Source organism: Pseudomonas sp. PD9R, assembly GCF_019200975.1.
GTDB lineage: Bacteria > Pseudomonadota > Gammaproteobacteria > Pseudomonadales > Pseudomonadaceae > Aquipseudomonas.
This window is the reverse complement of record NZ_JAHTMR010000001.1, coordinates 803,815-816,619: the sequence shown is the minus strand read 5'-3', so window position 1 is coordinate 816,619 and position 12,805 is coordinate 803,815. Positions and strand designations below refer to the sequence as shown.

The window sequence follows — 12,805 nt, the reverse complement described above, 5'->3', positions numbered from 1 at the left end:
TTTCGGGCTAGAACGTGCGCTGGAGGGAAATGGCAACGAAATCGCGGTCGGCATAGACCTGATCGCCCGAGAGCGCGCCGTTCGAATCGACGACGCCACCGGCACTGCCGTAGTAGTGGGTGACGGTGATGCCGCCGCGCCAGGTTTTGCGGTAGTCGAATTGCAGGCCCAGGCTCATGTCTCCGCCGCCCTCGGGCGAGAAGCCGGTGCCCAGCACGGCGGTGTTGCCGCTGATGCCATAGCCGATGCCGAGCGGCACGGTCATGTCCACGCCAGGGAACACCTGGAAATACTCCGGGGTGAACAACATGCGCAGGGAGCTGGCGTTGCGGGTGACGTTGGGGTCCAGTTGATCGCGGTTTTTGTCGACGCTGGTGATTCGGTTGTAAGCCACCTCGCCGAGCAGGGTCGCGCCGTCCCACAAACCACTGTTGGCCAGCACCGAGATGGCCGACACCTGGGCATGGAAAGTATTGCCCACCGGGTAGAGCGGATTGTGGTCACCGTCGCCTGTTCCGGTGAAATCGACCACAACGTTGCCGGTGGCAGCCAGCGGGGTATTGCGCCGAATCGAGGTTTCGGCAGCGACGTTGGTTTCGCCGATCAACGTGCTGACACTGGCGCCGAAGGTCCTGATGTCTTCGCCATAGACCAACGCGTAATCACCCTCCCCGGGCCTCAGGTAGAACTGTGGAAACTTGTCGTGATATCGCGCGGCGTACAGGCCGTATTCGAACTCGCCGGACTTGATCTTGACCTGCATACCGAACTGCCCGGAGTTGCGCGCATCGATGTCCTTGCCTCGCCTCAAGAACACGCCAGGCCCCAGAATGAACGACTCACCGCCCTCGTCGAGAAAGTCGGCGTAGCTGAAATAGCTACCCGCCGCTGGCAGCCGGGCCTGTTCCCATCGGTACTGATAATACGCACCCAGGGTCACGTTCTGATTGACCAGCAACGTGCCGCCTATCTGGCCAATCGGGCGAATGATTTCCTTGAACGTGGAACTCGGCACCGAGAGCAATTTGTTGATATCAACGGGGGATTGCGCCACCGCGATGCCATTGCCACCGAAGAACAGGCTCTCACCGTAAACCTGGCTATAGCGCCCGCCCCGCAGCGACAGCGACATGGCTCCCAGGTCGAATTTGCCGTAGCCGAAGGCGTCCAGCAGTTCGCCATCACGGCCCTGAAAGTCGCGCGTGTCGGTGGTGAATTGATCATTGCGCACGGACAAGCTGTTAACGGTATCGGTGTGGTTGTCGTTGCCCCGGTTATAGACATCGTCATACCAGGCCGCACCACTGACCCGAACCCCGTATCGACGCTGATAACTCATGTCCAGTTCCGACAGCAGGTCCAGCCGATCGGAAATAAGCCCCCGGTTGAAGTTATTGTCGCCGTCATCAAGGTTGGGGTTATAGGTCGGGCGAACGGCGTCATCTTGATTGTTGAGCCGCCAGGCCGCGCTGTATTTAACGGTATTGTCAAAGGCAATCGCGTAATCGGGGTTACCCGTATCAAGCGCAAACGCCTCCACGTCGGGTACACCTTGTAATCCCAGCAATGCAGCTGCCATGGCTAACTGCAAGTGGTGCACCGACGGCCTTATCGGTGCAAGGCTAAAGCTCGTTTTCGCTTTCATATGATGAACCCTATTTATTTTTATTATTTCGGGACACATGACGCGCTTTCATTTAGTTGAAAGTCGCGCGCAGGACTACGTCTTTTGTTCGAACGATCATTAAGTCCTTTTAAAGAGTTGCGTATGACAGGTTATAAACACGAGGATGCAGCCCAAGAGCGTTTCAGCTCTCAGGCTTCTTGCATTCGGTTAGTTCAAGCGGCGAGCAGTTTTCTTTCTATTACTCTTCGACCATTGAGCTTTTCGAAATCAAGTAGAAACTGGCGCATGACCGAGCGATCAGTACCCGCATGTTCAAACATGGCAACGTCACGAGCACGCTGGCCTGGATCACTTTCCTTCATCCAGGTGAAGTTGGCCGTTGCGGTTGGCGAGGTGAACTCCAGGAATACTTTGCGGCGGTCGATCGAGTATTCATCCAGGGTCTTGGTCGACGCACCATTCTTGATCACGGCGATCAATGCTTCGGCCAAATGCTCGGCATCCAGCACACCACCGGACAGTCCGAGGCCACCCATCGGGTTGGTGGCGTGGGCGGCATCGCCGGCCAGAATTACCCGCCCACGGCGAAACTCGGCGGCACAGCGCTGGTGAACGCGGTACGGGTTGAGGTGATCGACACGGTACTGGTCTGGTGTCGGTGCGCCCGGCAGCAACCGTTTGAATCGTTCGGGCAGGCGCTGACGGACCTCGGCATCCGACAACGACGCGTCTTCGCCATAACAAACACGCCACAGGCCGGTTTTGTCGAGTTGCACAACCACCGCCCAATCGACCGGGTCGTGAACGAAGTTGGCGCGTGAATAGCCATGCAGCGAGAAGTCATAGAAGACGTTGGTGGCGACCAGTCGCTCAGCCCAGGTATTGCCGTCGAACGTCAGACCGACCTTCTGGCGAACCGTGCTCCGTGCGCCATCGGTGGCCGCGAGCCAACGGGCTCGCAGGCGCGACGTACCGCCGGGGCTGCTGGTCTGGATGGTCACGTAGGCGTCATCCTGGTCAACTTCCTCGACCCGATGATTCCAGCGAATCTCGACATTGGGCAACTCCCGCAGGTGCTGGGCAATGATGTTGGACACGTGGTTTTGCCCTAGCAACAGCATGTACGGGTATTGCGTATCCTGGGCCAGGACGCTCCAGTCCATCTTTGCGATCAGCTCGCCGTTGCCATGCCGATAGGCGAAGTCCGGGCACCACACCGCGCGCTTGCGAATGTCGTCGAGCAAACCAAAACGATCCAGAGCAGCGGCGGTCGGGGGCATATACGCGACGGCGCGCGGCGATGGGGAAACGCCTGATTCAGCTTCAAGCACCACGACTCGAATACCGGCCTTGCCGAGTTTCAATGCGGTCAGAAGTCCCACCGGACCTCCGCCAACTACAACCACTCCATCTAGCGTTTCCATTTTATTTTTCCTATCGAAAACCGCTTGCAGGGAAGACCCGCCACTCGGAAGTTGAACCAAGATTGGCCAGGCGACTAAATCCAGCGTAACCACCCCGACTTAGCCAGGCAATTGCAAAGCTGTTTGCCAATGGCGAACTTGACGATCGCAATTTTTAACGTTTGGTTTTACCAATCAGGTCGTTTGCAAATCCGGAACCTTAATCCCGTTGTGTTGTTTTGCGCCGCTGCTCATGCTGCAACAAGCAAACGCTATTGACGGTTGTTATTCATTCATCCAACCGATATGTGTAAGCGTTTGAAACAGGCTTAACTCGGACAGTTATATAAGCCGCAAAGAAATCAAATCAGGAAACCGACATGCCAACAAAAATTCAGATCGTTTTCTACAGCTCTTATGGCCACATCTACAAGATGGCCGAAGCCATAGCTGCCGGCGCGCGCGAAGTCGGTGATGTAGAAGTCACCCTATTGCAAGTTCCGGAACTCATGCCTGAGGAAGTCCTGGTCAAAAGCGGCATCAAGGGTTACCGCGCCGCCTTCGGCAGTATTCCGTACGCAACCCCGGAAGTTCTGGCTGAAGCCGATGCGATCATCTTTGGTACGCCGACACGCTTTGGCAACATGTGTTCGCAGATGCGCAACTTCCTCGATCAAACCGGCGGCCTGTGGATGTCAGGTGGGTTGATCGGCAAAGTCGGCAGCGTGTTCACCAGCACCGCCTCGCAACATGGCGGCCAGGAAACCACCATCACCAGTTTCCACACCACCCTCCTTCACCACGGCATGGTCATCGTCGGCGTTCCCTACTCCGAGCAAGGCCTGGTCAACATGACCGAAATCTCGGGCGGTTCACCGTACGGCGCCTCGACGCTGGCCGGCGCCGATGGCTCGCGCCAGCCAAGCGAAAATGAACTGCAAATCGCCAGGTTCCAGGGCAAGCATGTGGCGACTATCGCCAAGCGTCTGGCCAACAATAAGTAAAACCCACAAAGCATCTTTCGCCCCCACGCGGTTGCATGCGTTGAAAAAAATACCCCCCTCGAAGAGCGATCTTTCAGGGGGGTATTTTTTCTGTCAGTGCTTCGCAATTACGGAGCATGCCGACCCCATGTGGGAGCGGGTCTGCTCGGGAAAGCGGCAGAGCTATTAGCTGGATGCCGTCACATTGGCCCGCGCCGTGTGCAACTTTTTGTAGCTGTCGATCAGCCGCAGGTGTCGATCGAGCCCTTCCAGTTTCATGCTCGTAGGCGTCAGGCCGAAGAAGCGCACGCTGCCGTCAACCGACCCAATCGCCGCGTCCATCCGCTCGTTGCCGAACATCCGGCGGAAATTGACTTCGTAGTCTTCCAGCTCCAGGTCCTCGTCCAACTGCATTTCCAGCACCACATTCACGGCCTGGTAAAACAACCCGCGTTCCACCGTGTTGTCGTTGTACTGCAAGAACATTTCTACCCGTTCCTTCGCCTCATCAAACTTCTGCAAGGCGAGGTAGATCAACAGCTTCAACTCCAGAATCGTCAACTGACCCCACGCGGTGTTGTCGTCGAACTCGATGCCGATCAGGCTGGTGATGTCGGTGTAGTCGTCCAGTTCGCTTTCTTCCAGACGTTTGACCAGCGCCTTGAGGCCGGCCTTGTCCAGGCTGTGCAGGTTCAGAATGTCTTCACGGAAAAACAGCGCTTTGTTGGTGTTGTCCCAGATCAAATCGTCTACCGGATAAATTTCCGAATAATCCGGCACCAAAATGCGGCAGGCCGGTGCACCTAAATGCTCGTACACAGCCATGTACGCTTCTTTGCCCATATTTTCGAGAATGCCGAACAGGGTCGCAGCTTCCTCGGTGTTGGAGTTTTCACCCTGGCCGGAGAAATCCCACTCGACAAACTCGTAGTCGGATTTGGCGCAGAAAAAGCGCCACGACACCACGCCGCTGGAATCGATGAAGTGCTCAACGAAGTTGTTCGGCTCCGTCACCGCGTGGCCTTCGAAGGTCGGTTGCGGCAAGTCGTTCAAGCCTTCAAAACTGCGGCCCTGCAGCAATTCCGTCAGGCTGCGCTCCAGCGCCACCTCAAGGCTTGGGTGCGCGCCGAACGAGGCGAACACACCGCCGGTACGCGGGTTCATCAAGGTCACGCACATCACCGGGAACTCGCCGCCCAGCGACGCATCCTTGACCAGCACCGGGAAGCCCTGCTCTTCCAGCGCCTGGATACCGGCCAGGATGCCGGGATACTTAGCCAGCACGTCTTGAGGTACATCTGGCAGGGCCATTTCGCCTTCGATGATTTCGCGTTTTACCGCACGTTCGAAGATCTCCGACAGGCATTGCACCTGCGCTTCGGCCAGCGTATTGCCGGCACTCATGCCGTTGCTGAGGTACAGGTTTTCGATCAGGTTGGACGGGAAGTACACCACTTCGCCGTCCGACTGGCGCACATAGGGCAGCGAACAGATGCCGCGCTCTTCATTGCCGGAATTGGTATCGAACAGATGCGAGCCACGCAACTCGCCATCGCGGTTGTAAATCCGCAGGCAGTACTCATCGAGAATCTCGGCTGGAAGTTCGTCTTTACGCCCAGGCTGGAACCAGCGCTCGTTGGGGTAATGCACAAACGCCGCGTTGGCGATTTCTTCGCCCCAGAACTGATCGTTGTAGAAGAAATTGCAGTTCAGTCGCTCGATAAACTCGCCCAATGCCGACGCCAACGCGCCTTCTTTGGTCGCGCCTTTACCGTTGGTAAAACACATCGGCGAGTGCGCATCGCGAATATGCAGCGACCACACGTTGGGCACGATATTGCGCCACGACGCAATTTCAATCTTCATGCCCAGCCCGGCCATGATGCCGGACATGTTGGCGATGGTTTGCTCCAGTGGCAGATCCTTGCCCGCAATATAGGTGCCCGCTCCTGACCCCGAGGCCGGCATCAATAACGCCTGCGCATCGGCATCCAGGTTCTCCACTTCCTCGATCACAAACTCAGGGCCGGCCTGCACCACCTTCTTCACCGTGCAGCGGTCGATGGAACGCAGAATGCCCTGGCGATCCTTGTCGGAGATATCCGCCGGCAACTCGACCTGAATCTTGAAAATCTGGTTGTAGCGGTTTTCCGGGTCAACAATGTTGTTCTGAGAGAGCCGGATATTTTCGGTAGGGATACTGCGGGTATCACAGTACAACTTTACAAAGTAAGCCGCGCACAAGGCCGACGAAGCCAGAAAGTAATCGAACGGACCCGGTGCAGAGCCATCGCCCTTATAGCGAATAGGCTGATCGGCCACCACCGTGAAGTCATCGAACTTGGCTTCAAGTCGAAGGTTGTCGAGAAAATTGACCTTGATTTCCATGCGGGAGTACCAGAATAACGAGCCGAATAATTGGCCGCTATTATCCGGCTTTTCAGCCGGAAGTCTTGTACCACGCGCCAGGCTGTAGATTTTTGCGCTTTGAGGCGCATGCGCTGCCCTCGATGCCTTGCCACCAAGGGCCGCGCGAGCGCAATTTAATCCGCTTTGAAGCAATAGGCCGCCAGTTTGTTACCGTCCAGATCCCGGGCATAGGCCGCGTAAGCGTTCGGTGCCCAGCCTCTTGGCCCTGGAAGGCCTTCACACGTACCGCCAGCGGCCAATGCGGCGGCATGAAAAGCGTCGATTGCGGCACGTGTCGGCGCTTCGAAACTGACCGTTACGCCATTGCCGACACTGGCAGGTGCACCGTCAGCCGGTTTCAGAACAAAGAAGGACGGTGAGTCTTCGCCCCATATAGAGCCGTTGTCCGCGAGATCGGCGATACGTTTATGGCCAAGTTCGCCCAGTACGTCGTCGTAGAAACGGCGGGCGTTATCCAAGTCGTTGGTGCCGACTGTTACGTGGGTAAATGCACTCATTTTTATCGCTCTCTTTGGTAGAAACGGGAACCATCAGGCCGAGAATGACGCGCAATGCTGCGTCGGTGTTTCGGCCAAGAATGTGCCCCGTCCCTGCGAAAGAACAGTGATGTATCTGCATTAATCCCATGTGACGCACGCATAGAAAACAGCAGCGATCGCTGCCGTTTATCGAGCGGCTGTTAATCGTAGAACGGCTCAACCGACGCCCGGCTGCCGACGAAAAAGCTGTCGGCAACCAACCGTAGCGGCTGGAGGTCCAGGTCACTGGTTTTGGCGCTAATGAGCTGTTGAAAATGTCGGTACACCGCCGCGTACTCGCCCTCCTTCGATACCGCTTGGCGTACGCCATCAATGCTCAACAGCGCGCCACCGTTATCCAGGCGCAGGGTGCCTTCGGTGCAGCGAATTTCGATGCTCCAGAGTTCATCATGACCGTGGTCGAAATCGAATTCCGCGCGAACATCGAGGTGGCGCGCGTCAGACATTTTGATCGAAGCGGCAATCGGCGACTGGCAGTTGCTGGGGACTCGCAGTTCGGCAGACTCGACAAACAGCGGCAGCGCCAGCAGATGGGTTGCAATCGACAAGGCATTGATGCCGGGATCGAAGACGCCCAGGCCACCCGGCTGCCAGATCCATGCCTGGCCTGGGTGCCACTTGCGCACGTCTTCCTTCCAGTCAATCTGTACGCTTTGCAGGGTGCGGGTAGCGAGCCAGTCCCGGGCGGCTTCGATACCTGGCGCGTAACGTGAATGCCAGGCGAACAAACCGCTGACGCCTTGCTTAGCGGCCTGATCCACCAACGCCATTGCTTCACCCAAGGTGGCGCACGGCGGCTTTTCGACCAGCACGTGTTTGCCAGCGGCCAGCGCTTGTTGCACCAGCGCAAACCGTCCTTGCGGCGGTGTACAAAACGCAATCGCATCGACGTGAGGGCCCTTTTCGAGCAATTCGCTCAGGGACCGAAAGTTCTCTACCCCGGCGCAGGGCTGCCCTTGCGTTGCGACAGACACCAACTCAAACGCGGGGTTGGCGTTGATAGCTGGAACGTGTTGATCCTGGGCAATCTTGCCGTAGCCCACCAGACCGAGACGGATCGGTTGCATCAATGACTCCTGTTTTTTTTCTTGTCTTGGGAAGCGAGTCGGCAAGATTACGTTTGTATCGCGTGGAAGTCATCGGGTTGCTTCAAACCTCGGCTGACCGACCGAAATACCAACGACCCTTTCCACACCGGGCACCAGATTTAACCCTGGCGTCAGTTCTTTGCCACAACCTTGTTGCCGCCGCTGTCCCACCCGCCTCCCAGCGCTTTATAGATCGCGACGATGCCCCGGTATTGATCAGTTTCACCCTGGGCCTGAGCATCCTCGGCATTCAAGCGCTCACGCTCCGCATCGAGCAACACCAGATAATCGACCGACCCTTCCTTGTACTGGATAGCTGCAAGACTTGCCGCCGCACGGCTGGATTCACTTTGCTTGATCAACGACAGCAGTCGCTGTTGGCGTTTGCCGTAGTCACTGAAGGCGTTTTCCGATTCTTCCAGCGCCAGCAACACCTGCTGTTCATAGGTGGCCAAGGCGCCTTCGGCTTCGGCGTTCGCGCCACGGATGCGTGCGCGCACGCTGCCCAAATCAAAAGCGGCCCAGGTGATGCTCGGGCCCAGACTCCAGGCCCTGGCAGCGCTGGAACCGATCTGCGAACCGCGCCCGGCGGTAAAGCCAAGGAACCCGCTGAGGCTGACCCGAGGAAACAGGTCTGCGGTGGCGACGCCAACATCTGCCGTGGCCGATGCCAAGCGGCGTTCGGCAGCGAGAATGTCGGGCCGACGATGCAACAGCTCGCCCGGATCACCGACCGGCAACGCCTTGGCGATAGCCGGCAGGTCCGCCGGGTTCAACGCCACGCTCAATTGCTCGGGACGTTCACCCAGCAAGGTCGCGATGCGGTTTTTCTCCCGGACCTGCTCAGCTTGCAGTTGCGGCACGCTCGCCTCGACAGCGGCCAGGCGCGCGTCAGCCCGCATGACGTCGAGTTCATTACCAACACCGGCATCACGCAAACTAACCGTCACGCTGCGCGAATCGTTTTGATTCTTCAGGTTGGCCAGGGCGATTTTTTCCCGCAACTGCGCACCGCGCAACTGGCCATAGGCGTCCACCAGTTCGGCGATCATGGTCACGCGCAACTGAAAGAGATCCGCCGCTGCCGCGTCTTCCCGGGCGTCGCTCGATTCGAGCTCACGCTGAATACGCCCGAACATGTCGATTTCCCAGGCCATGTCCAGCCCCAGATCGTAGCGCTCGGTGTTGACCCGACTCTCGGTCAGCCCCGGAACCTGAGAACGACCTTGCTGGCTGCTGACACGACTGGTGACCACCGGCAGATTGTCATTGCTGATGTCATCGCGAATCGCCCGGGCTGCCTTCCAGCGAGCAAACGCGACGCGCAGATTGCGGTTGCCTTCCAGGGATTTGCTCACCAACTGGTTGAGCGTAGGATCGTCGAATTGTTGCCACCACACCGTTTCAAAGCGCGACTGATCGTAGTTGGCCGCCTTCGCATAGACGATGTCAGCCGGCGCCGTATCGGGGGTTTTGTAATCCGGTCCGACCGTGCATGCGGCCAGCGCGCTGACAAGAAGACTGGGTAAAAAGAACTTCAGAGCATTCACGGTTGCACCTCCAGGTTCAGAGCGTTGGCTTGCTTACGCGCATGCTTGCGCTCGATGTAGCGGCGAATCAGAACGAAGAACACCGGCGTCAACAGCAGGCCGAAAAAGGTCACGCCGAGCATCCCGGAAAACACCGCAACGCCCATGGCGCGACGCATTTCCGAACCGGCGCCGGTGGACGTCACCAGTGGAATCACGCCCATGATGAAAGCGAATGAGGTCATCAGGATCGGCCGCAGACGCATGCGGCACGCGTCCAGTACGGCGTCCAGCGGTGACAGGCCCTGGTCCTGTTTGTCCTTGGCGAACTCGACAATAAGGATCGCGTTTTTACAGGCCAGGCCCACCAGCACGATCAGACCGATCTGGGTGAAGATGTTGTTGTCGCCCTTGGAAATGATCACCCCGGCAATGGCCGACAGCAGGGTCATCGGTACGATCAGGATCACCGCCAGCGGCAGGCTCCAGCTCTCGTACAACGCCGCTAATACCAGGAAGGCCAGCAGCACGCAGAGCGGGAACACCAGCAGCGCCGTGTTACCCGACAGGATCTGTTGGTAGGTCAGGTCGGTCCATTCGTAGGTCATGCCGTTGGGCAGTTCTTCTTTCAGCAGTTTTGCAATTGCTGCCTCGGCCTGGCCCGAGCTGTAGCCGGGGGCCGCGCTGCCGTTGATTTCTGCGGTGATGAAGCCGTTGTAGTGCGAGACCCGGTCCGGGCCGGAGGTCGGGCTGACCTTGACGAAAGTGGCCAGCGGGATCATCTCGCCGTGGTCATTGCGCACCTTCAACTGACCGATCTGCTCCGGCTCCTGGCGGAACTGTTGCTCGGCCTGCACATTGACCTGATAGGTCCGGCCAAAACGGTTGAAGTCGTTGGCGTAGAGCGAGCCCAGATAAACCTGCAAGGTGTCGAAGATGTCGTTGATCGCTACGCCGTGGGTCTTGGCCTTTTCCCGGTCAATGGCGGCTTCGACCTGCGGCACGTTGACGGTGTAGCTGGTGAACAGATTGGCCAGTTCCGGAACACTACGACTCTTGGTGATGATGTTCATCGTCTCTTTGTACAGCTCGTCATACCCCAGGTTGCTGCGGTCTTCAATCTGCAGGCGGAAGCCGCCAATGGTGCCCAAACCTTGCACCGGCGGTGGCGGGAACACGGCGATGTAGGCGTCCTGAATGCCACCGAACTTGGCATTCAACGAAGCGGAAATTGCCTTGGCGGACAGGCTCGGATCTGTGCGCTCATCAAAGGGACGCAAGCCGATAAACGCGATGCCGGCGTTGGGGCTGTTGGTGAAGCCGTTGATCGACAGACCGGGAAACGCCACGGCGCTGTCAAAGCCCGGTTCATTCATCGCAATGGTGCTCATGCGGCGAATCACCGATTCGGTGCGATCCAGGCTGGCCGCGTCCGGCAGTTGCGCGAAGGTCACCAGGTACTTCTTGTCCTGGGTCGGCACAAAACCGGTCGGCGTGGTGCTGAAGCCCATGTAGGTCATCGCGATCAAACCGGCGTAAATCAGTAACGCCACGCTGCTGCCACGGATGATTTTGGCCACGGCAACCACATAGCCATGGCTGGCCTTTTCGAACAGCCGGTTGAAGGGTTTGAATAGCCAACCGCCGAGCAAGCGGTCCAGCACTTTGGAGAAACGGTCCTTCGGCACGCCATGGGCCTTGAGCAACACCGCCGCCAAGGCAGGTGACAGGGTCAGGGAGTTGAAGGCCGAGATCACCGTCGAGATGGCGATGGTCAGGGCGAACTGCTTATAGAACTGCCCGGTGAGACCGGAAATAAAGGCTGCCGGCACGAACACCGCACACAGCACCAACGCCGTGGCGATGATCGGCCCGGTCACTTCGCCCATGGCTTTCTTGGTGGCCTCGACCGGTTCAAGCCCGGATTCGATGTTGCGTTCGACGTTCTCCACCACCACGATTGCATCGTCGACCACGATGCCGATGGCCAGCACCAAGCCGAACAACGACAGCGCGTTGAGTGAGAACCCGAGCAGGTGCATCACGGCAAACGTACCGATCAGCGACACCGGCACTGCAACCAAAGGAATGATCGACGCACGCCAGGTTTGCAGAAACAGGATCACCACCAAAACCACCAGCACCAGCGCTTCAAACAGCGTGTGAACCACCGCTTCAATCGAGCTGCGCACGAAAATGGTCGGGTCGTAGACGATCTCGTAGTCCATACCTTCCGGGAAGCTTTTCTTCAGCTCAGCCATCTTCGCCCGCACCTGGTCGGAGATGTCGATCGCGTTGGAACCGGGCCGCTGGAAGATCGGCATGGCCACCGCTTCCTGGTTGTTGAGCAAGGCACGCAAGGCGTACTGGTTGGAACCCAACTCAATCCGGGCAATATCCTTGAGGCGGGTGATCTCGCCATTCGGACCGCTGCGCACGATCACGTTTTCGAATTCTTCCTCGCTGACCAGACGTCCTTGGGAGTTGATCGACATCTGGAAACTGGTGGCGTTAGGTGCCGGCGGAGAGCCCAGTTGGCCGGCGGCGACCTGGCGGTTTTGCTCGCGCACGGCGTTGACCACATCGGTGGCGGTCAGGTTGCGTGACGCGGTTTTCTCCGGGTCGAGCCAGATACGCAATGAGTAATCGCCGATGCCGAACATCTTCACATCACCGATACCGTCCAGACGGGACAGTTCGTCCTTGACGTTGAGGATCGCGTAATTGGACAGATAGAGCATGTCGTAGCGCTTGTCCGGCGACACCAGGTGCACCAGCAGGGTCAACTCAGGCGAGGCCTTGTCGACAGTGATGCCGATGCGCGTCACTTCTTCCGGCAGCTTGGGCTCGGTGCGGGTCACACGGTTTTGCACCTGAACCTGAGCGTTGTCCAGATCGGTGCCCAGGGCAAACGTCACGGTCAACGTCAGTCGGCCATCGGCGGTCGACTGCGAGGACATGTACAGCATGTTCTCGACGCCGGTGATCGCTTGCTCCAATGGCGCCGCTACGGTTTCGCCGATGACCTTGGGGTTGGCCCCCGGATAGTTGGCGTGAACCACCACGGTCGGCGGCACGACTTCGGGGTATTCACTGATCGGCAACTGGAACAGCGAGATGGCGCCGGCGATCAGGATCAACAGTGACAGCACCGCTGCGAAGATCGGTCGCGTGATAAAGAACTGAGAGAATTTCATGTCGGTGTT

Annotated in this window: 8 protein-coding genes; 1 reads left to right on the top strand and 7 read right to left on the bottom strand. The window is 58.1% G+C overall.

The window, feature by feature from the left end; genetic code table 11:
- Positions 1–7 precede the first annotated feature (7 nt).
- Both KUF73_RS03730 and KUF73_RS03725 read right to left on the bottom strand, forming a co-directional pair.
- Complete coding sequence (locus KUF73_RS03730) at positions 8–1,645, bottom strand: DUF1302 domain-containing protein (RefSeq protein ID WP_218436680.1); 1,638 nt, start codon at positions 1,643–1,645, stop codon at positions 8–10.
- A gap of 194 nt (positions 1,646–1,839) precedes the next feature.
- The gene (locus tag KUF73_RS03725; protein WP_218436679.1) at positions 1,840–3,051 is read right to left on the bottom strand and encodes an NAD(P)/FAD-dependent oxidoreductase; all 1,212 of its coding nucleotides are present in this window, start codon (positions 3,049–3,051) and stop codon (positions 1,840–1,842) included.
- 359 nt (positions 3,052–3,410) lie between these two features.
- On the opposite strand from KUF73_RS03725, the gene wrbA reads away from it, so the two are divergent.
- Positions 3,411–4,034: an NAD(P)H:quinone oxidoreductase gene (gene wrbA / locus KUF73_RS03720; RefSeq protein ID WP_218436678.1), complete on the top strand. Its 624-nt coding sequence runs from the start codon at positions 3,411–3,413 to the stop codon at positions 4,032–4,034.
- A gap of 165 nt (positions 4,035–4,199) precedes the next feature.
- On the opposite strand, the gene KUF73_RS03715 is transcribed toward wrbA, so the two are convergent.
- The 5 genes from KUF73_RS03715 to KUF73_RS03695 form a co-directional block, all read right to left on the bottom strand.
- Positions 4,200–6,401 (bottom strand): OsmC domain/YcaO domain-containing protein, encoded by a 2,202-nt coding sequence (locus KUF73_RS03715; protein WP_218436677.1) that lies wholly within the window; start codon positions 6,399–6,401, stop codon positions 4,200–4,202.
- Between the two features lie 155 nt (positions 6,402–6,556).
- Positions 6,557–6,940 carry a VOC family protein gene (locus tag KUF73_RS03710; protein ID WP_218436676.1) on the bottom strand — a complete coding sequence of 128 codons (384 nt, stop codon included), beginning with the start codon at positions 6,938–6,940 and terminating at the stop codon, positions 6,557–6,559.
- A 182-nt stretch (positions 6,941–7,122) separates the two neighbouring features.
- Positions 7,123–8,049, bottom strand: coding sequence for a Gfo/Idh/MocA family protein (locus KUF73_RS03705; protein WP_218436675.1), 927 nt, complete (start codon positions 8,047–8,049; stop codon positions 7,123–7,125).
- 152 nt (positions 8,050–8,201) lie between these two features.
- On the bottom strand, positions 8,202–9,620 hold the full coding sequence (locus KUF73_RS03700) for an efflux transporter outer membrane subunit (RefSeq protein ID WP_218436674.1): 1,419 nt from the start codon (positions 9,618–9,620) through the stop codon (positions 8,202–8,204).
- Positions 9,617–12,796, bottom strand: a complete 3,180-nt coding sequence (locus KUF73_RS03695) for an efflux RND transporter permease subunit (RefSeq protein ID WP_218436673.1) — start codon at positions 12,794–12,796, stop codon at positions 9,617–9,619. Before KUF73_RS03695 ends, KUF73_RS03700 begins: the two co-directional genes overlap by 4 nt.
- Positions 12,797–12,805: the final 9 nt, after the last annotated feature.

What these genes read in the sequence shown, in the direction of transcription:
- KUF73_RS03730 (WP_218436680.1), bottom strand. Translation starts at nt 1,645, where the DNA reads ATGAAAGCGAAAACGAGCTTTAGCCTTGCACCGATAAGGCCGTCGGTG.
- KUF73_RS03725 (WP_218436679.1), bottom strand. Translation starts at nt 3,051, where the DNA reads ATGGAAACGCTAGATGGAGTGGTTGTAGTTGGCGGAGGTCCGGTGGGA.
- wrbA (WP_218436678.1), top strand. Translation starts at nt 3,411, where the DNA reads ATGCCAACAAAAATTCAGATCGTTTTCTACAGCTCTTATGGCCACATC.
- KUF73_RS03715 (WP_218436677.1), bottom strand. Translation starts at nt 6,401, where the DNA reads ATGGAAATCAAGGTCAATTTTCTCGACAACCTTCGACTTGAAGCCAAG.
- KUF73_RS03710 (WP_218436676.1), bottom strand. Translation starts at nt 6,940, where the DNA reads ATGAGTGCATTTACCCACGTAACAGTCGGCACCAACGACTTGGATAAC.
- KUF73_RS03705 (WP_218436675.1), bottom strand. Translation starts at nt 8,049, where the DNA reads ATGCAACCGATCCGTCTCGGTCTGGTGGGCTACGGCAAGATTGCCCAG.
- KUF73_RS03695 (WP_218436673.1), bottom strand. Translation starts at nt 12,796, where the DNA reads ATGAAATTCTCTCAGTTCTTTATCACGCGACCGATCTTCGCAGCGGTG.